Origin of the sequence: Motilibacter deserti, from assembly GCF_011250635.1 — a bacterium.
GTDB lineage: Bacteria > Actinomycetota > Actinomycetes > Motilibacterales > Motilibacteraceae > Motilibacter_A > Motilibacter_A deserti.
The window spans coordinates 1-18868 of sequence record NZ_JAANNP010000034.1 but is presented as its reverse complement, the minus strand read 5'-3'; the positions used below and the strand labels follow the sequence as shown (position 1 = coordinate 18868).

The window sequence follows — 18868 nt, the reverse complement described above, 5'->3', positions numbered from 1 at the left end:
CGCGGTGAGGGCCAGGCCGGCGGCGCCGAGGGCGCCGGCGCGCGGGCCGAGCGTGGCGAGCACGATGTCGACGTCCGCGTTGACGTGCAGGCAGGACCGGCGCAGGCCGCGGGCGACCTCGTCGACGACGAGCTGCCCGGCGCGGATCAGCGGCCCGCCGAGGACGACTGCTTCCGGGTTGAGCGCGTTGCAGAGCAGGCCGGCGGCCTGGCCGATGCGCGCCGAGGCGTCGGAGACGGCGCGGGTGCAGGCCCGGTCGCCGGCCTGCAGCAGCTCGAGCAGCTGCTCGAAGGTGAGCGGACGGGCGAACCACGGCTGCACGTCGTTGACGAGCGCGTTCGTGCCGGCGTACGACTCCAGGCAGCCCCGGTTGCCGCAGCGGCAGAGCGGCCCGGCCGGGTCGAGGGTGAGGTGCCCGAACTCGCCGGCCGCCCCCGACCGGCCCGCGCGGACCTTGCCGTCGAGGACGACGGCGCCGCCGACGCCGATGTGCAGCTTGAAGAAGACGAAGTCGCTGTAGCCGCGCGCAGCGCCCCAGAGCAGCTCCCCGCGGGCGGCGCAGTTGCTGTCGTTGTCCAGCACGAGCGGCAGCCCGAGCCGCTGCTGCAGCTCGTCCGCCACGTCGACCGACTCCCAGCCCGGGCGCATGCTCGACAGCGGCAGCTCGCCGCCGGCCTCGGTGGGCCCCTCGGTCAGCCCGAGCGGCACCGCCAGCCCCACGTGCAGGACGTCGCGGACGGACGCGCCGGCCTCGTCGAGCACCTGCCCCACCAGCTGCTCGACCGCGGAGAGCCCCTCGTCCGCGTGGTAGTGCGGGCGCAGCTCGCGCACGCCCTCGGCGCGTACGTCGTGGGACACGTCCACCACCGCCGCCCGCACGTGCGCCAGGCCCAGCTGCAGCCCGACGACCAGGCCCTGACGGGGGTCGAGGCAGACCAGCGCGCCCGGGCGCCCGCGGCCGCCGCGCTCCTGCGCCTCGAGCTCACGGGCCATCCCCTCCGCCGCCAGCTCGGCGACCGCGGCCGCGACGGTGGACTTGGGCATGCCGGACGCGCGAGCCAGCTGGGCGCGGGTCAGCGGGCCGCGCTCGCGCAGCAGGTCGGCGATCCGGGCGGCGGCGGACCGGAGCCCGGCGGCGCCGGCGGACGACGAGGGAGTGCTCGACATGGGCCGGAACGCTACCCGGGGATTTCGACCAGATCTGGCTCATTGACAGGCGGATCGCGTCGTCTTTAGGTTGCGGCCGTCCTGACTTCCACAGTGAGGTGGATCTTCATGTCGCTTCCGCTGCACGACCGACAGCGCGCCCGTCGACGGCTCGTCCGGCCCGCCGTGCTCGTCGCCGGCGTGGCTCTCGCCGGCGGCGCCTTGAGCGGCCCCGCGTACGCCGTCGGCCCCGGCCCGCAGGGTCAGGCGCCGATTCCCTCCACCGCCACCGGCGCGAGCGTCGCGGCCCCCACGGTGAGCGGCCCGGTCGCGAACACCACGCCCGTCGGCGACCCGGGGCACGGCTACCCGTTCCTCGCCACCGACGTTGACCTCGCGAGCGCGGGCTACGTCGAGCAGGAGTTCTTCATCTCCGGCCAGGCGACGCGCTACGCCCAGACCGGCACCAACACGGCGACGGTCACGAGCACCGGGCACCCGTACCAGACCCGCATCGTGGTGCGCCGGCCCGTGGACGCGAAGGCGTTCAACGGCGTGGTCATCGCCGAGTGGACCAACGTCAGCAACCAGTGGGACCAGGAGGTCGACTGGTTCCAGACGCACGAGCACCTCATGCGCGAGGGCTACGCGTGGGTGGGCGTCTCCGCCCAGCGCGCCGGCCTGCACTCCGCGACGGGCCTCAAGGCGTGGAGCCCGACGCGCTACGGCTCGCTCGACGTCACCGTCGGCGGCACCATCAACGACGACACGCTGTCCTACGACATCTTCTCCCAGGCGGTGAAGGCCGTCCGCAGTCCGGCGGGCCTCGACCCGCTCGGCACGCTGTCGGCGCCGCAGTACGTCATCGCCACCGGCCACTCGCAGTCGGCCGGGCGCCTGGCGAACTACTACAACGGCATCCTGCCGCTGTCGAACATCCTCGACGCTGTCGTGCTGCACGGCGGTGGCGGCGTGCTCCGCACCGACCTGGCCCGGCCCGTCTTCCGGATCAACTCCGAGGGTGACGTCGCCAGCGGGATCCTCAGCGTCGCCGCCCGCCAGCAGCCGGACTCGCCGGTGCTGCGGGCCTGGGAGGTCGCGGGCGCCTCGCACGGCGACTGGAAGCTCATCACGGACTACGGCCCGCTGCGCAAGCGCGACATCGGGACCTACCCCGGCGGCTACCCGGGCGAGCCGCAGACGTGCGCCCTGCCGTCGCTGTCGCGGATCCCGCAGCACATGGTGCAGAACGCGGTCTACGACCACACGGTCAACTGGGTGGCCTACGGCATCCAGCCGCCCAGCGCGCCGAAGATCACGACCGACCCGGCGGCGTCCACCAACGTCGTCCGGGACAGCTACGGGCTCTCGCTCGGGGGCATCCGGCTCGCGCAGCACGAGGCGGCCGTGCGGGTGAACTCCGGTTCCAACACCGGCCCCGGGTTCTGCTTCCTCGACGGAAGCTCGCTTCCGCTGACGGACGCGCAGCTGGCGACGCTCTACCCGACGGTCGGGTCCTACGCCACCGAGTTCGTCTCGGCCACGCAGGCCGCCGCGGCCGCCGGCTACATCCCGCGGGACTACCTGCGCGACCCGGCGTGGTACTCCGACCTCCGCGAGCTCATCGAGGAGTACGCCGCGAACGACCGCATCGCCGGGCACGTCGCCGCGAGCCTGCTCGACCGCCTCGACCGGGCCGAGCGGCTCGGCCTCTCGGGCAGCGAGAGCCGCACCGCGGGCTACCTGCAGCACCTGGTGGACCGCGCCCTCAACCAGATCAAGGGCGACGCCGCGGCCCGCGACGCCGTGCTCCGGTCGGCGACGGCGCTGATCGCGCTGCTGAACGCTGCGGACGGGACCGTCAACGACGGCTGATCCTGACCCTCCCGGACGACGGGCCCGGCCGAGCAGTGCGCCCGGCCGGGCCCTTCGTCGTCATGCCGGTGGAAGCTCCTGGCGCAGCGACAGGACCGGAGCGAACAGGTCCCCGAGGCGTTCGAGCCGCTCGAGCACGTCATCGGGGCCGAAGCGCAGTTCCGGAAGCTGACCTCGGGCGACGGACTCGACCTCGGGCCACGTCACCGGCGTCGACGCGCTCGGGAACGCCGTGCCGCGCAGCGAGTACACCGCCACGGTGGACTTGCCCGGGTCGTTCTGGCTCCAGTCGACGAACACCCGCCCGGGCCGCAACGCGCGCGACATCCGGTCGGTCACGGCGCCGCCGGACACCGCCGTGAGCCGGGCGGCGACCGACCTCGCAAAGCCCTTGGTCGCCTCGTACGTCACGTCGCCGTTGAGCGGCACGAAGACGTGCATGCCCTTCGACCCGCTGGTCTTCGCGAAGCCGACGAGGCCTGCGTCCTCGAGCAGGGCGTGGACCGCCAGCGCCACCTGTGCCGCGTCGCGCATGCCCGCCGGCGGACCGGGGTCGAGGTCGAACGCGACCGCCGTGGGACGGTCCAGCGCCTCCACGCGGCCGAGGAACGGATGGACCTCGAGCGTGCTCAGGTTGGCCGCCCACACCAGGGCGGGCAGGTCGTCGAGGACCGGGGCGTCGAAGGTCTTGCCCGTCCGCGGGAAGCTCAGCGTCGCGGTGCGGACCCAGGGCGGGTGCGGCGGCGTACGGGTCTGGAAGAAGTGCGGCCCCCCGATACCCTCCGGAAACCGGTGCAGCGTCACCGGCCGCCCCGCGACGTGCGGCAGCAGCGCGTGCGCGACGCGGACGTAGTAGTCGAGCAGCTCGGCCTTGGTCACACCTGCGGCCGGCCACAGCACGCGGTCCAGGCTCGACACGTGGACGACGCGCCCGTCGACGCAGACGTCGGCCTCGGTCCTCACGTCCCCTCCCGCGGCGTGAGCTGGTCGAGCGTGCACCCCCCGCGACCTCCGGGAAGGTCGATGCCGGAGGGGGTCACCTTCGCGGACTACCCGCGCAGGGGGCGCCCATCCGTGAGGGCGGTGTCGCCTGCGAGGCTGCACGCCGTGGAAGGGCTGGGGCGCCGGGAGTTCGAGCTCGTGCTGCTGCGCCGGATGGCCGACTTCCACCCCGACCGGGTCCGCGCCGCGCTGGACGTGCTCGGGGCCACGCCCGCCGAGGCCCGCGCGGCGCACGCCCGGTGGCAGCGCATCTCCCACTCGCGCGCCTTCCGCGGCGACCTGCAGCGCTACACCGCCGTGCTCGGCCCTCCCGCCGCGCAGCGCGAGGAGGCCCTCGGCGACCTGGCCGTCGTACGCCGCTGGTGGCCGCTCGGCCGGCTCTGGCCGGACCTCGGCTGGCAGCTGGTGTCGCTGCGCGAGGGCGCGACGGTCCACTCCGAGCTCGTGCGGCTGTCCGGCGAGCCCGCGCTCCCCGAGGACCCGCGGGAGCTGGAGCCGTGGTCGTGCGTCGTCCGGGACGCCGCCCGGGCGTACCCGGTGCTGGAGCAGGGCGAGGGGGACGCCACCAGCCGGTGGTACGCCATCGGCGCCGGGCCCGGGCGCCCCTGGCGGGCGGTCTTCGTCTGGGGCCTGCTGCAGGTCGTCGACGACCCGCCCCCAGGCCGGCCGCTCAGCCGGGGCTGAGTCACGCCACGCAGAACTCGTTGCCCTCCGGGTCGAGCATGACGACGTGGCCGAACGCCCCGCCGTAGGACTGCTCGCGCACCAGGACCGCGCCGCGAGCCGCGAGCTCGGCGGCCCGCGCACGCACGCCCCGCTCGCGCCCGGCCTCGTCGGCGCCCGGCGTGCCGCGGACGTCGATGTGCAACCGGTTCTTCGCGCTCTTGCCCTCGGGCACCGCGAGGAACGAGATCGCCGGCGCCTGCCCGCCCGGGTCCACGATCGAGGCCGCCCCCGGCTCGTCGAAGCCGGGCTCGAGGACGTACCCGAGTGCGTCGGCCCAGAAGGAGGCCAGGGACCGCGGGTCCTGCGCGTCGAAGGTCAACGTCCATCGCGTCGCCATCGCCGCACCGTAGCCGCCTCGGCGGGCGTGGGGAACGCCACCGGGAGAGCCCGGTCAGAGGATGCGGCCCGGCCAGTCCGGCACACCCGGCGGCAGCGTCCCGCCCGGGCCCGGCCGGACCGAGGAGCTGGGGGAGGGCGTCGGCGACGGCGAGGCCGAGCCGGACGTCGACGGGGAGGGGCTCGCCCCCGGGGTCGGCGACCCGCTCTGGCTCGGGGTGGGCGAGGAGGACGTCGAGGGCGACGGCGTCGGGGCGGACGACGGTGAGCCCGACGGCGTCGGCGTGGAGCTCGGCGTGGGGGAGGCCGACGGCGTGGGCAGCGGGCAGCCGAGCTGCGTCGCCGCCAGCCGCGCCGCGTCGCCGACGCGGCGCAGCGTCAGCCAGACCGGCAGCGTGGCCTCGGGCCGCTCGGAGTCGCCGCTCGTGCGGACCGCCTCGTCGAAGCCGGTGAACGCCTCGACGACCTGGCGGACGGCCTCGGTCTGCTCGAAGCTCGAGGTGTCCTCCGCGACCTCGCGCAGCGACTCGACGTCCTCGCCGAGCTCGTTGCGCAGCGACCGCCGCTCGTCCGGCGCGGCGGTCGCCAGCAGCGAGCTCACCTCGCCGGTCGAGGCCCGCACCTGGTTGAGCGCCGCACAGAACGAGGAGCTGTCGTACGCGCTGGCGGGCGCGCACGCCGTCGCCCCGGCGCTCACGGCCACGGCGAGCGCGAGCCCGGCGGCGCCCCGGCGGTCGGCGGCTCTCACTCCTCAAGACTAGGCGGCGTCGGCGCGCAGGCAGCCCCCCGACGTATCACCGGCCGCCGCGGCGCTCTCCGTCCTGCCGATGTCCGCCGGAGATCCCGCGGACGGGGAGACGTCAAGCCAGCCCCAAGCGCGGCTCAAGCCGGCGCGCCCACGCTGACGGCGATGGTCCCCCGACGACTTCTCGCAGGAGCTGCAGCATGACCGCCTTCCCCTCGACCTCCGCCGCCCTCGTGACCGCCGAGGACGCCGCCGCGCTCGCCGCTCAGGTAGCCGGCCCGGTGCTCCTCCCCGGCGCCGACGGCTTCGCCGACGACGTGTCCGCCTTCAACCTCGCGACCACACACCATCCGGCCGTCGTCGTCGGCGCGACGAACGCCCAGGACGTGAGCGCTGCGGTGCGGTTCGCGGCCACACACGGCCTGCCCGTCGCGGTGCAGGCGACCGGCCACGGCGCGGTGGCGGCCGCCGACGGCGCCGTGCTCGTGAGCACGCGGCGCATGACCGGCCTCACGGTGTCGGCCGCCACGGCGACCGCGCGGGTCGAGGCGGGCGTGCTGATGCACAGCCTGCTCGAGGCCGCGGCGGAGGCCGGGCTCGCGCCGGTCTGCGGCTCCTCGCCGACCGTCGGCGTGGTCGGAATGACCCTCGGCGGCGGCGTCGGCCCGATCTCGCGCAAGTACGGCTTCGCCGCCGACCGGGTCCGCGGCTTCGAGATCGTGACGGCCGACGGCGCGGTCCGCTCGGTCGACGCGGAGTCCGAGCCGGACCTCTTCTGGGCCGTACGCGGCGGCAAGGGCGGGTTCGGCATCGTCACCGCCCTCGAGCTCGAGCTCGTACCGGTCCAGCGGTTCTACGCCGGCGGGATCATGTTCCCCGGCGAGTCCGCCGCCGCGCTGCTGCACGCCTACCGGGAGTGGGCGCCGACGCTGCCCGAGGAGACGACCACCTCGATCGGCCTGCTCCGGCTGCCCCCGCTGCCCAGCATCCCCGAGCCGCTGCGCGGCCAGTTCGTCGTCCACCTGCGCTACGCCCACCTCGGCTCCGAGGAGGAGGGCGCCGCGCTGTTGGCCCCGATGCGGGCCGTCGCGCCCGCCGTCATGGACATGGTCGGCGAGATGCCGTTCACGAACGTCGGGATGGTCCACATGGACCCGACGGACCCGATGCCGGTGTTCGAGCGCAGCGCGCTGCTCGACGAGCTCGGCGCCGACGTCGTCGAGGCGCTGCTCGCGGCCGCCGGCCCGGGCGTGCAGACCCCCGTCCTGCTCGCCGAGGTGCGCCACCTGGGCGGCGCGACCGCCCGGGCCACCGGCGGCCCTAACGCCGTGTCCGGCCGCGGTGCCGAGTTCTCGGTCTTCGCCGTGGGCGTCCTCATGCCGGAGATCGCGGCCGTCGTGCCCGACGCGGTCCGTGCCACCCTCGAGGCGGTCGCGCCCTGGGCCCGCCCCGACCGGCTGCTCAACTTCGCCGGCGGCCTGACCAGGGACGAGCTGGACACCGTCTGGGCCCCCGCCGACCTCGCCCGGCTGCGCGCGGTCAAGGCGGCGTACGACCCGCAGGACGTCTTCCGCATCGGGCACACCGTCGCGCCCGCCGCTGACGCCCGGCTCCCGCGCCAGGCGGAGCCCACCCCGTGACGCCCGGTCTCGTGGCACTCTGTTGACGCAGAGTGACGGGACTGCACGGAGCAACCCCGGGTCGACGTCCCACGGCTGCCGGCTGTGGGGCGTCGGCCCACGCCTGGCCCGTCGTCGCCTAAGATCGGCCGCCGACTCACCCGAGCCGCGCCCACTTCGACGAGGGGAGCCACGTGGACCAGGCCCTCGTCGCTCCGGGGCTGCCCGGCGTCGGCGTCGTCAGGGTGCTGCTCGTCGAGGACGACGAGGGCGACGCCTTCCTCGTCTCCGAGCTGCTCAGCGAGGACGCGGCCCCCGTCCTCATCGACGTCGTCACCAGCGTCGCCGCCGCCCGCCAGCGCCTGCAGCAGCCGGGGGCCGTTTCGTACGACTGCGTGCTGCTCGACCTCGGACTGCCCGACGCCGAGGGGCTCGACGCGCTGCACTCCGTGCTCGAGGTCGCCGACGGCGCGGCCGTGCTCTGCCTCACCGGCCTCGACGACGAGCACCGCGGGGTGGCCGCCGCCGCCGCCGGCGCGCAGGACTACCTCGTCAAGGGCCAGGTCGACGGCCAGCTGCTGCGCCGGTCGATCCGCTACGCCATCGAGCGCAAGCGGGCCGACGAGCAGCTGCGCGCGCTCTACGCCTCGGAGCTGCGCGCGGCGGAGAACGCCCGGCTCGAGCGCGGCCTGCTGCCGCACCCGGAGGTGGCCGACCCCTCGATCGGCGTCACCACCCGCTACCGGCCCGGGCGCGACGCGGTGCTGGGCGGCGACTTCTACGACGTCGTCGAGACCGAGGACGGCACGCTCTTCCTGCTCATCGGCGACGTCGCAGGGCACGGGCCGGACGAGGCCGCGCTCGGCGTCTCCCTTCGCATCGCGTGGCGCACGCTCGTGCTCGCCGGCCTCGAGCGCGAGCGGCTGCTCCCCGTGCTGGAGGACGTGCTGGTTCGGGAGCGCCGCTCCGAGGAGGTCTTCGCGACCCTCTGCATGGTCGTCGTCGCCCCCGACCGCCGCTCGGCCCGCGTCTTCCTCGCCGGCCACCCCGCGCCGCTGCTGCTCGGCGACGCGCCGGAGCAGCTGCCCGACGAGCTGGTCGGGCCCGCGCTCGGCGTGCTGCCCGGCGTGGTGTGGGGGAGCCGCATCGTGGAGCTCGAGCCCGGCTGGCGGCTGATGCTCTTCACCGACGGCATCGTCGAGGGGCACGTCGGCGAGGGCTCGGAGCGGCTCGGCGTCCCCGGCCTGCTGGGGCTGGCGATGCAGAGCCCGGGCTACCCGGACTCCGGCGCGCTCGTCGACGACCTCATCGCCAAGGCCCGCGAGCTGCACGGCGGCGACCTCTCCGACGACGTCGCCGTCGTCGTCGTCGGCCACGACGCGGCGGTCCCGCAGCGGACGCCGGCGGTCCCGTCAACGAGCGGCTGGACGTGAGCGCGCCCCAGCCGCCGGCGCCCACGTCGTCGCGGGGCGCGTGGAGCCTGCGCCGCCGCATCGGCGTGCTCCTCGGAGCCGTCGGGGTCGTCCTCCTCGGCGTCGTGGGCGCGTCGTTCGTGCTGCTGTTGCAGGTGCGTGAGACCCAGGAGCGGGTCGCGACCGACTACTTCGCCGCCACGATCAGCTCGACCGAGTCGTTCACGAACCTCGTCAACGCCGAGACGGCGGTGCGCGGCTACGCGCTGACCGGCAACACCAAGGACCTCGAGCCGCTCACCCCGATCCTGCGGCCCGAGACGCAGTCGGCGGCCGCACAGCGCCGGCGGGAGATCCTGCGCGAGGTCGTGGCCGCGGACCCCGAGCTGAACGCCGCCTACCGCAAGGCCACCGACGACGCGGTGCGCTGGTTCAGGACCTGGGCCGAGCCCGTCATGGACGCGGTGCGCCTCGGCGGCACGACGGCGGTGGACACGGCCGAGATCGAGCGCGGCCGAGACCTCTTCGACGCCCTGCGCACGGACTACACCAGCTACCTCGAGGTCCTGCAGAGCCGACGCACGGAGGCCCGGGAGAGCCTGCAGGGGCAGACCAACCTGCTGTTCGGGGCGGTCCTGGCCAGCGTCCTCGTCGTGGCGGTCATCGCGGTGGGGCTGTGGGCCCTGCTGCAGCGCTGGGTCACCCGGCCGGTGGGCGAGCTCGCCGCCGAGACCCGCCTGGTCCGCAGCGGCGACCTCCGCCACGAGGTGGCCGGCACCGGCCCGCCCGAGTTCGTCGCCCTGGGCCAGGACGTCGACGCCATGCGGCGCGGGATCGTCGCCCAGCTCGAGGAGGTCGAGCGGGCCCGGGCCGAGATCGAGGACGCCCGCGTACGCCTCGAGGCGCAGGCGCAGGACCTGCAGCGGTCCAACCGCGAGCTCGAGCAGTTCGCCTACGTCGCCTCGCACGACCTGCAAGAGCCGCTGCGCAAGGTCGCGTCCTTCTGCCAGATGCTCGAGCGGCGCTACAAGGGCCAGCTCGACGAGCGCGCCGACCAGTACATCGCCTTCGCCGTCGACGGCGCGAAGCGCATGCAGCAGCTCATCAACGACCTGCTCGCCTTCTCCCGCGTCGGCCGCATCTCCGCCGGCCAGACCGAGGTCGACCTGGACACCTGCCTGCGCCATGCGCTGCGCAACCTCAGCTCGGCGATCGAGGAGTCGGGGGCCGAAGTCACCTCGGACCCGCTGCCGACCGTCCGCGGCGAGGGCCCGCTGCTGACACAGGTCTTCCAGAACCTCATCGGCAACGCGGTGAAGTTCCGCGGCGAGGACGCTCCGCGCGTGCACATCGGGGTGCGCCAGGAGGGCGGCTTCTGGGAGCTGTGCTGTCGGGACAACGGCATCGGCATCGAGCCGCAGTACGCCGAGCGGATCTTCGTCATCTTCCAGCGGCTCCATCCGAAGGACCAGTACGAAGGCACCGGTATCGGGCTCGCGCTCTGCCGCAAGATCGTCGAGTTCCACGGCGGCCGGATCTGGATCGACACCGGGGGTGACGAGGCGTCGGGGGACGGCGAGAAGGGCCGCGGGACCACGTTCCGCTGGACGCTTCCGGTGCTATCCGGGGATCAACCGGATCAAACCGTTGCCACGGGCACTTTCGCCGGGTCGTCCTCCGTTCAGGGGGAGACGCGCGGCACGACGTCGCCCGTCTGACCACGGAGCACCGGCCCCGGCCGGAGCTGCAACGACCTGTTCGGTCACGCGAGGTGATCGGGAGCGGAAGGACGCGGTATGGGTGACCAGCACACGTCGATCGACGTGCTGCTCGTCGAGGACGACCCCGGCGACGTGCTGATGACGCGGGAGGCGTTCGCCGACAACAAGGTGGCGAACAACCTCTACGTCGTGAACGACGGGGTCAAGGCGATGGAGTTCCTCCGCAAGGAGGGCGAGTTCGCGGACGCGCCCACCCCCGACCTGCTGCTCCTCGACCTCAACCTCCCGCGCATGGACGGCCGGGAGGTGCTGGCCGCCGTCAAGGCGGACCCGGCCCTCCGGCTGATCCCCGTGGTCGTGCTCACGACATCGGAAGCCCAGGAGGACGTGTTGCGCAGCTACTCGTTGCACGCCAACGCCTATGTGACCAAGCCCGTCGACTTCGAGCGGTTCATCGAGGTCGTCCGCCAGATCGACGACTTCTTCGTCAGCGTCGTCAAGCTCCCCAAGCACTGACGCCATGGAGACCATCGACCAGGTCCTGGGCCTGGAGCCCGGCGCCGACTCCGAGGCCTACCGCGCACTCGAGCACGAGCTCGCCGTCTTCCTGCGCCGCGCGCGAGCGCTGTCGAAGGAGCTCGCCCGCGAGGTGCACCCCGACATGGAGCCCGACGCCTACGGGCTGCTGGTGCGGCTGTCGGAGTCCGAGGGCTCGCGCGGCACCGACCTCGCGGCCTACTTCGGCGTCGGCAAGCCCACCATCAGCCGACAGATCCGGCTGCTCGAAGAGCTCGGGCTCGTCAAGCGCAGCCCGGACCCGAGCGACGGCCGGGCCTTCCTCCTCGTGCTGACCGAGGAGGGGGCACGGCGCCTCGCCCCGGTGCGCGAGGCGCGCCGGCGCATCTATCGCCAGTGGCTGGACTCCTGGCCCACCGAGGACGTGGCGACCTTCGCCGAGCTGCTCGGCCGGCTCAACCTCGCCGCCACCTGACGTCCTGACCCCGCCGGAGCGGCTCCGGCAGCTGACCGCCGCAGGGCCGGGCCGACCGCGTAGGCCCGGCCCCTGCGGCGTTCGTGGTGCGCTTCCCGCGCCTTCGTCCCTCGCATGCGCCGTCCGGCCGTTGCGGGCTGCGCCGTTGCGCCGTCCGGGGAATACTGGTTGCGGCAAGCAAGTTCTCTTCCGTACTGTTGCTTTGAGCAACAGGGGAGGAGGTGCCAGCCGTGAGTGTGGACGTCGAGACCTGCTCGGACCTGATCGAGCAGATGCCCGTCCTGACCGTGCTGAAGCGCGAGCTCGCGCGCTCGGTCCCGGAGACGCTGCTGCCCGGGCTCGGGGCGCTGAGCGTGCTGTCCCTCGAGGGGCCGCTGCGGCCCAGCGTGCTGGCCGAGCGGCTCTCCGTCGACGTGTCGGTTGCGAGCCGGCAGGCCGCGCACCTGGCGTCGCTGGGGCTCGTCGAGCGACTGCCCGACCCGGGCGACCGGCGCAGCCATCAGTTGCGCATCACCGCCGACGGGCGCGCCCGGCTCGAGTCCGTGCGTGGAGCGCTGGCCGAGAAGTTGGCTCAGCGACTGGACAAATGGGAACAAAGGGACGCGGAGACCTTGGTCCGCCTGCTCTCGTGCCTCCGCCGCACCGCCGAGGGCACGACCGCAGCACCGCCCGCCGCGCCCGTACCGACCACCGGAGCCCTCGTCGGCTCCATCGCCGCACAAGGAGAACGTGCATGAGCACCACTTCGGCCGCCCCGGGGGCGACGCACGAGGCGCAGCCGATGACCCACCGGCAGATCCTCGAGGCCCTGTCCGGGCTGCTGCTCGGCATGTTCGTCGCGATCCTGTCCTCGACCGTCGTCTCGAACGCCCTGCCCCGCATCATCGCCGAGCTCGGCGGCGGGCAGTCGGCGTACACCTGGGTCGTCACGGCGACGCTGCTCGCGATGACCGCCTCCACCCCGATCTGGGGCAAGCTCGCCGACCTCTACAGCAAGAAGCTGCTCGTGCAGCTGGCGCTGCTGATCTACGTGGTCGCCTCCGTGGCCGCGGCGTTCTCGCAGAACACCGGCATGCTGATCGGCTGCCGCGCGCTGCAGGGCATCGGCGCCGGCGGGCTCACCGCGCTGGCCCAGGTCGTGATGGCCGCGATGATCTCCCCGCGTGAGCGCGGCCGCTACAGCGGCTACCTCGGCGCTGTCTTCGCCGTCGCGACCGTCGGCGGCCCGCTGATCGGCGGCGTCATCGTCGACACCTCGTGGCTCGGGTGGCGCTGGTGCTTCGGCGTCGGCGTGCCCTTCGCCCTGCTCGCGATCGTCATCCTGCAGAAGACGCTCCACCTGCCCGTCGTCAGGCGCAACGTCAAGATCGACTGGTTCGGAGCCACCCTCATCGCCGCGGCCGTGTCGCTGGTCCTCATCTGGGTCTCGCTGGCGGGACACAACTTCGACTGGGCCTCCTGGCAGACGGCCGTGATGGTGGCCGGCGCCTTCGTCCTCGGCGCGCTCGCGATCTTCGTCGAGTCCCGGGCCGCCGAGCCGGTCATCCCGCTGCGGCTCTTCAACAACCCGACGATCACCCTCGCCACCGTCGCCAGCCTGTTCGTCGGCGTCGCGATGTTCGGCGCGACGGTCTTCCTCAGCCAGTACTTCCAGCTCGCCCGTGGGGACTCGCCGACCAAGGCGGGCCTCATGACGCTGCCGCTGATCCTCGGCCTGTTCCTCTCCTCCACGATCACCGGCCGGATCATCAGCGAGACCGGGCTGTGGAAGCGGTGGCTCGTCGCCGGCACGGTCCTCATCACGATCGGCTTCGGGCTCATGAGCACCATGCGCTACGACACGTCGTACGCCCTGCTCTCGGTCTACATGTTCATCGCCGGCGCCGGTGTCGGCATGACGATGCAGAACCTCGTGCTCTCGGTGCAGAACGCCGTCCCGGTCAACGAGCTGGGCGTCGCGAGCTCCACGGTCGCGTTCTTCCGCAGCCTCGGCGGTGCCGTCGGCGTCTCGGCCCTGGGCGCGGTGCTCGGCCACGAGGTGAAGGACTCGATCGCGTCCGGTCTGGCCAAGCTCGGCATCAACGCCGGCGGTGCCGGTGGCTCGTCGATCCCCGACCTCAGCACGCTGCCCGGCCCGGTCCGCACCGTGGTCGAGGAGGCGTACGGCAAGGGGGCGGCGGAGACCTTCCTCGTCGCCGCGCCGTTCGCGCTGCTGGCCTTCCTCTGCGTGATCTTCATCAAGGAGGTCCCGCTGCGCAAGGCCAACGTGACCGCCGAGGACCAGCCGTCCGATGTCGTCGAGCGGCACGAGGGTGCCGCCGCCGTCGAGGGCGTCCCGGTGACCGGCGTCCCGGAGAACGAGAAGGCCGCCGCACGGCGCTGACCGACCGACCCCGCCGCGAGGGCCGCCCCTGGATCAGGGGCGGCTCTTGCGCGTTCCCGTCGTGCCGCCGCTGCCGGACCCGGACCGGGACGAGGGCGTACGCGACGGCGTCGGCCGCGGGGCCGGGCGCCCGCCGCGACCGGAGGCGGGCGGGCCGGAGGTGGCGGACCGGGCGCGCCGCATGACGAGCACGCGCAGCGCGACGATGGCGGCAAGCACCACCACGGCCGCGCCGATCAGCGCGGCCGTCGGCAGCCCGCCGGACTCCTCGTTCTGCGCGGCGGCCGCAGCGGGAGCGGGGACGGGCGTCGTGACGGGCTGCTGGCCGGCCGCGGCGCTCGCGACGGGGGTCGCCGCGGCGTGCGGGGCCGCCTCCTGGACGGGGAACGGCGACGGCGTCTGGACCGTGCGCGGCTGCGTCGGGGCGCCCGTGTAGTTGAACTTCAGCTCGCCCTTCACCTCGTCGCCGTCCGAGGCCACGTTCGAGTAGGTGACCCGGTAGGTCCCCTTCTGCGGCAGTTGGCGCAGCGCGACCTGCGTGCCGTAGCCGTAGTCGTAGAACACCGGCGTCCACGTGCCGTCGACGAGGTTGAACTCCTGGACCGGCTCGCGCAGCCGGCGCGTCTGCCCCGGCCACCAGCCGGCGTCCACGCGCTCGCCGTTGGGGGCGAAGACCTCGAACTTCGCGACGCCCGGGTCGACCGGCTCCGTGAAGTAGAGGTCCACGACCTCCACCGGCTCGGACACCTTGGTGCCCTCGGCCGGCGTCGACTCCGCGAGCGAGCCGTGAGCGGCGGCCGGCAGCGCACTGCCGAGCACGCCGGCCGTGGTGAGGGCGGCGAGGATCCCTGCGCGGGCGGCCCGGTCGACGCGGCGACGGGCTGCCGGCTTCGTTGCCAGTGCGAGCACCGGCACAGACTGCCATCCGCGAACGCGCGGCGGAAGCAGAACTCGGGCGGCCCGCGACCATAGTGAGGTCACGAATCGGCGTCGGTGCAGGCGGCCTCTGTGCGGCGGCTCTCGTGCCTTAGGACGGCTGCTGCCGAGGCGCCTGCGCCCGGGGACCAGGCGCGCGAAGCCTCAGGCCGCCCGGCGCCGCCCTCCCACGATACCGAGCCCGGGGCGGGAGGTGGTCGGCCGCGGCAGCAGGGCCGGCTCCCGCTTGCCGCTGCGCTCGCGGCGGGCGAGCGCGGCCACGAGCAGCAGGCCGAGCAGGGGCAGCGCGTGGTCGACCTCCTCGGTGGGCGACGCGGCCCCCGAGGCGAGGTCGATCCCGACGAAGACGACCAGTGCGCCGACCAACGTCACCAGGAACGGCAGGTGCGGCGCGGCCCGGCGCGGGCGGAGGGCGATCGCCGCGAAGGCGACCGCGAGGCCGAGGCCGAACGCCGCCAGGTCGCGGTCGAGGTGCTCGGCCGCGTGCGACGCGGCGGCTGCGGCCCCGCCGTGGCTGTGGCCGTGGCTGTGCGCGTGCCCGTCGGCGGCGGCTGCGGGCTCGTCTGGGGCGAAGGCGAGGCCGAGGCAGTGCAGGCCCTGGAACACGCCGACCGCGAGCAGGCCCAGGCGCAGTGCGACGTCGGGCAGGCCGCGCGGGCGCAGCCACCCGCCGACGGCCTGGGCGCCGGCGAGCGCCGTGTGGCGTACGCGCTGGAGCGGGGAACGGCGAGCGGCGACCGCGGCGAGCACCGCCGCAGCGAGGTCGGGCTGGGGCTGGACGGAGCCGGTGCGGGCGGCGCGGTGCAACGTCCGGGCGCGGCCGGCCCACGCGTCACAGTCCGGACACGTGCGCTCGTGATCGGCTATCGCCGCCCGCTCCTCCGGGCTATCCTCCCCGTCGAGCTGAGCGGACAGCGCCTCCGCAAAGTCCTCGCACCGCATGCCCGTTAGTCGGGTCCGAGGCGTTGGAAGTTCCCGTGAACGTGTCCGGCTCAGGCCGCGTTCCCCGGCGAGGCAGGAGAGCGCGGATGGCACGAGAGGGCGCCGACAGCGGCGAGCTCGGTGCGCTGCTGCTCGCTGCGCGCGACGACGAGGCCGCGGCAGCCGCGTTCGTGCGTGCGCTGCAGCCGTCGGTCTGGCGGTTCGTCGCCTCCCTGCTCGGGCCGCGGACGCCCGAGCACGACGTGGCCGAGGTGGTCCAGGAGACGTTCGTCCGGGCCCTGACGGGGCGCTCGCGCTGGCGCGGTGACGCGTCGCCGGCCACGTGGGTGCTCGCGATCGCGCGCCGGTGCGTGGCCGACCACATCTCGGCGGTGTCGCGCCGCCGCGCCCGGGAGACCGAGCTCGACGCGGCCGCGGACGACGTGCCGGTCGCCGACCTCACCTCCAGCGTCGCGCTCGCCGACCTCATCTCCCGGCTCGGTCAGGACCGGCGCGAGGCGTTCGTCCTGACCCAGGCCCTCGGCCTTTCGTACGCCGAGGCCGCCGAGGTCTGCGGCGTGCCCATCGGGACCATCCGCTCCCGGGTGGCCCGGGCGCGTGCCGACCTCGTCGAGGCGTACGCGCCGGTCGAGGACGCGGTCGTCGAGGCCCCGCGCCGCCGCGCGCTCCGCCGCCGCTGACCCACGCACCCACGTAGGCTTCGCGCCATGAGCGCGCCGGACACCCAGTACGAGGACCTGCTCGCGTCGGTCCTGGCCGAGGGCAGCCTCAAGCCCGACCGGACCGGCACCGGGACCCGCAGCGTCTTCGCCCGCCAGCTCCGCTACGACCTGGCGAAGGGCTTCCCGCTCATCACGACCAAGAAGGTGCACTTCCGGTCGATCGCCTACGAGCTGCTGTGGTTCCTGCGCGGCGAGGGCAACGTGAAGTGGTTGCAGGAGAACGGCGTCACGATCTGGGACGAGTGGGCGGCCGAGGACGGCAGCCTCGGGCCGGTCTACGGCGTGCAGTGGCGCGCCTGGCCGACGCCGGACGGCGGCACGGTCGACCAGATCGCCAACGTGCTGCACCTGCTGCGGACGGACCCCAACTCGCGGCGGATGGTCGTGTCGGCCTGGAACGTCGGCGAGATCGAGCACATGGCCCTGCCGCCCTGCCACGCGCTCTTCCAGTTCTACGTCGCGGACGGCCGGCTCTCGTGCCAGCTCTACCAGCGCAGCGCGGACCTCTTCCTCGGCGTGCCGTTCAACATCGCGTCCTACGCGCTGCTGACGCACATGGTCGCCCAGCAGTCCGGCTTCGAGCCCGGCGAGCTGGTGTGGACCGGCGGCGACTGCCACATCTACTCCAACCACGTCGAGCAGGTGCGGGAGCAGGTCACGCGCGCGCCCTACGCCTTCCCCCGGCTCGAGCTGCGCAAGGCCGACAGCCTCTTCGACTACGCCTACGAGGACATGGCCGTCGTCGGCTACGAGTCGCACCCGCGGCTCGTCGGCGCCGTCGCGGTCTGACCCGCCGGCGGTGATCGGCCTCGTCTGGGCGCAGGCGGCCAACGGCGTCATCGGGCGGGACGGCGCGCTGCCCTGGCACCTGCCGGAGGACCTGGCCCACTTCAAGGCACTGACGACGGGCCGCACCGTCGTGATGGGGCGAGCGACCTGGGAGTCGTTGCCGGAGCGCTTCCGGCCGCTGCCGAGCCGGCGCAACGTCGTTCTCTCGCGCACCGCCCGCGAGCTGCCCGGGGCGGAGGTCGTCCCGTCGGTCGAGGACGCCGTGCGCGACGGCGACGTCTGGGTGATCGGCGGGGGCTCGGTGTACGCGGCCTGCCTGCCGTTCGCGGACCGGGCCGTCGTGACGGAGCTCGCCGACGAGTTCGCGGGGGACACGTACGCGCCGGCGCTGGACGGCGCGTGGCGTTCCGCGGGTGAGCCGGAGTGGCTGACGTCGCGGACGGGGCTGCGGTATCGGATCCGGGAGTACGCCCGCGTGAGTAGTCCGGGCAGAGAAAGCGAGTAGCCGCCACTCAAGAAATGCGGCACCGCCCGGGCTGGAATTGCTCCTGTCGCCCGGGCACGAGGCCCGGGCTCTCGCTGAAGGAGCCTCCGTGCGAATCCGTCGCGCTTTCACCGTCCTCGCCCTCGCGCTCGCCGCCGTTCCCGCTCTCGCGGGGAATGCGTCTGCCGGCGTGCCGCAGCCCGGGATCGACGGACCGATCATCACGAACCCCGAGGTGCCGCCCGTCCAATGGCCGGGCATTGCCACCTGTCAGAGCGACTGCATCTACGACAAGCACATCTCCGCAGGCCTGCGACATGCCTCCATCTCGCTGAAGACGACCGTCCCGGCCAAGGTGACGTTCTCGGCGACACCGTTCTTCTCGGAGGGCAAGAGCGACTCGGTCACCGAGAACGCCGCGAGCACGAGCCACGGGCTCACCCTGTCGCTCAGCCCGAGCACCGGCTACCTGTACGAGCTCACGGCCACCGACGCCAACGGAAAGTCCTGGACCGAGACCGGAAACTTCGTGACCCGGACCAAGAAGACGACGGTCGTCCTCGACTCGGTCCAGGTGCTCGACGACTCGGACTTCACCGGTGCGGGCGAGATCTGGGCGCACTCGCTCATGGGCGGCCAGGAGAAGCGCCTGCTCACCAACCGCTCGATCTCCAGCGGCCAGACCGTCGGCCTGGGTGGTGCGTCGATGTCCTGGAACGCCGACGACGGCTACGACGGGCGGCAGGTCTCCGTGCAGCTGGCGGACAACGACTGCGACCTCTTCGGCTGCGAGAGCGTGCTCGACGACTGGCCCTTCAGCAAGGGCAACTGGTACTTCAAGAACGGCTCGAACGACGACTACGACTACAACACGGTCGACTTCATGGTCGGCGGGCCGAACAGCCCCGGCACCTGGACCGGCACGGCGGCGACCGCCATCGGCGACAACCTCAGCTTCAAGGTGAACTACCACGTGGTCGTCACGATCTCCTGACGCCCGCTGCGAAGTCACCACGATGCCGCTGCGGTTCCCGAGGCC

General features: G+C 73.7%; 19 protein-coding genes and 1 pseudogene. 13 read left to right on the top strand and 7 right to left on the bottom strand.

Annotated features, from left to right (window positions below):
• Positions 1-1167 (bottom strand): ROK family transcriptional regulator (locus tag G9H71_RS17180; RefSeq protein ID WP_166283994.1); only part of this gene is annotated, 1167 nt, incomplete at its 3' end.
• A 108-nt stretch (positions 1168-1275) separates the two neighbouring features.
• Between G9H71_RS17180 and G9H71_RS17175 the strand changes: the two genes are divergently transcribed.
• Positions 1276-3021: an alpha/beta hydrolase domain-containing protein gene (locus tag G9H71_RS17175; RefSeq protein WP_166283992.1), complete on the top strand. Its 1746-nt coding sequence runs from the start codon at positions 1276-1278 to the stop codon at positions 3019-3021.
• Between the two features lie 60 nt (positions 3022-3081).
• Here G9H71_RS17175 and ligD read toward each other — a convergent pair whose 3' ends face one another.
• Positions 3082-3984, bottom strand: a complete 903-nt coding sequence (gene ligD, locus G9H71_RS17170; RefSeq protein ID WP_166283990.1) for a non-homologous end-joining DNA ligase — start codon at positions 3982-3984, stop codon at positions 3082-3084.
• 144 nt (positions 3985-4128) lie between these two features.
• Here ligD and G9H71_RS17165 point away from each other — a divergent pair, with 144 nt between their 5' ends.
• Positions 4129-4707, top strand: coding sequence for a hypothetical protein (locus G9H71_RS17165; RefSeq protein WP_166283988.1), 579 nt, complete (start codon positions 4129-4131; stop codon positions 4705-4707).
• A gap of 1 nt (position 4708) precedes the next feature.
• On the opposite strand, the gene G9H71_RS17160 is transcribed toward G9H71_RS17165, so the two are convergent.
• Together G9H71_RS17160 and G9H71_RS17155 are read right to left on the bottom strand one after the other, a co-directional pair.
• The gene (locus tag G9H71_RS17160) at positions 4709-5086 is read right to left on the bottom strand and encodes a VOC family protein (RefSeq protein ID WP_166283985.1); all 378 of its coding nucleotides are present in this window, start codon (positions 5084-5086) and stop codon (positions 4709-4711) included.
• 54 nt (positions 5087-5140) lie between these two features.
• Entirely contained in the window at positions 5141-5833 is a 693-nt protein-coding gene (locus tag G9H71_RS17155; RefSeq protein ID WP_166283983.1) for a hypothetical protein, read from the bottom strand.
• A gap of 197 nt (positions 5834-6030) precedes the next feature.
• Here G9H71_RS17155 and G9H71_RS17150 point away from each other — a divergent pair, with 197 nt between their 5' ends.
• The 7 genes from G9H71_RS17150 (at position 6031) to G9H71_RS17120 (ending at position 13956) form a co-directional block, all read left to right on the top strand.
• On the top strand, positions 6031-7470 hold the full coding sequence (locus tag G9H71_RS17150) for an FAD-binding oxidoreductase (RefSeq protein WP_166283981.1): 1440 nt from the start codon (positions 6031-6033) through the stop codon (positions 7468-7470).
• Positions 7471-7643: 173 nt separating this feature from the next.
• On the top strand, positions 7644-8882 hold the full coding sequence (locus G9H71_RS17145) for a PP2C family protein-serine/threonine phosphatase (RefSeq protein WP_331273070.1): 1239 nt from the start codon (positions 7644-7646) through the stop codon (positions 8880-8882).
• Positions 8879-10579, top strand: coding sequence for a sensor histidine kinase (locus tag G9H71_RS17140; RefSeq protein WP_166283979.1), 1701 nt, complete (start codon positions 8879-8881; stop codon positions 10577-10579). Before G9H71_RS17145 ends, G9H71_RS17140 begins: the two co-directional genes overlap by 4 nt.
• A 78-nt stretch (positions 10580-10657) precedes the next feature.
• On the top strand, positions 10658-11098 hold the full coding sequence (locus G9H71_RS17135) for a response regulator (RefSeq protein WP_166283977.1): 441 nt from the start codon (positions 10658-10660) through the stop codon (positions 11096-11098).
• 4 nt (positions 11099-11102) lie between these two features.
• On the top strand, positions 11103-11573 hold the full coding sequence (locus G9H71_RS17130; protein ID WP_166283975.1) for a MarR family winged helix-turn-helix transcriptional regulator: 471 nt from the start codon (positions 11103-11105) through the stop codon (positions 11571-11573).
• Positions 11574-11803: 230 nt separating this feature from the next.
• Complete coding sequence (locus G9H71_RS17125) at positions 11804-12310, top strand: MarR family winged helix-turn-helix transcriptional regulator (protein WP_166283973.1); 507 nt, start codon at positions 11804-11806, stop codon at positions 12308-12310.
• Positions 12307-13956 (top strand): MDR family MFS transporter, encoded by a 1650-nt coding sequence (locus G9H71_RS17120; RefSeq protein WP_231134983.1) that lies wholly within the window; start codon positions 12307-12309, stop codon positions 13954-13956. Before G9H71_RS17125 ends, G9H71_RS17120 begins: the two co-directional genes overlap by 4 nt.
• 33 nt (positions 13957-13989) lie before the next feature.
• Here the strand turns inward: G9H71_RS17120 and G9H71_RS17115 are convergent, their stop codons facing one another.
• The 3 genes and pseudogenes from G9H71_RS17115 to G9H71_RS25570 form a co-directional block, all read right to left on the bottom strand.
• Positions 13990-14865, bottom strand: a complete 876-nt coding sequence (locus tag G9H71_RS17115; protein ID WP_166283971.1) for a copper resistance CopC family protein — start codon at positions 14863-14865, stop codon at positions 13990-13992.
• Positions 14866-15036: 171 nt separating this feature from the next.
• The gene (locus G9H71_RS17110; protein ID WP_231134982.1) at positions 15037-15642 is read right to left on the bottom strand and encodes a hypothetical protein; all 606 of its coding nucleotides are present in this window, start codon (positions 15640-15642) and stop codon (positions 15037-15039) included.
• A gap of 96 nt (positions 15643-15738) precedes the next feature.
• Positions 15739-15834: pseudogene (locus tag G9H71_RS25570) on the bottom strand (zf-HC2 domain-containing protein); the annotation flags it as partial.
• A gap of 86 nt (positions 15835-15920) precedes the next feature.
• Here G9H71_RS25570 and G9H71_RS17105 point away from each other — a divergent pair.
• The 4 genes from G9H71_RS17105 to G9H71_RS17090 all read left to right on the top strand — a co-directional run bounded on the left by G9H71_RS17105 (position 15921) and on the right by G9H71_RS17090 (position 18823).
• A complete protein-coding gene (locus G9H71_RS17105; protein ID WP_166283967.1) occupies positions 15921-16514 on the top strand; it encodes a sigma-70 family RNA polymerase sigma factor in 594 nt (197 codons plus the stop codon).
• Between the two features lie 27 nt (positions 16515-16541).
• Positions 16542-17345, top strand: a complete 804-nt coding sequence (locus G9H71_RS17100) for a thymidylate synthase (protein WP_166283965.1) — start codon at positions 16542-16544, stop codon at positions 17343-17345.
• A gap of 10 nt (positions 17346-17355) precedes the next feature.
• The gene (locus G9H71_RS17095; protein WP_166283963.1) at positions 17356-17850 is read left to right on the top strand and encodes a dihydrofolate reductase; all 495 of its coding nucleotides are present in this window, start codon (positions 17356-17358) and stop codon (positions 17848-17850) included.
• An 88-nt stretch (positions 17851-17938) separates the two neighbouring features.
• Positions 17939-18823 carry a hypothetical protein gene (locus G9H71_RS17090; protein ID WP_166283961.1) on the top strand — a complete coding sequence of 295 codons (885 nt, stop codon included), beginning with the start codon at positions 17939-17941 and terminating at the stop codon, positions 18821-18823.
• The last annotated feature ends 45 nt before the right edge of the window (positions 18824-18868 follow it).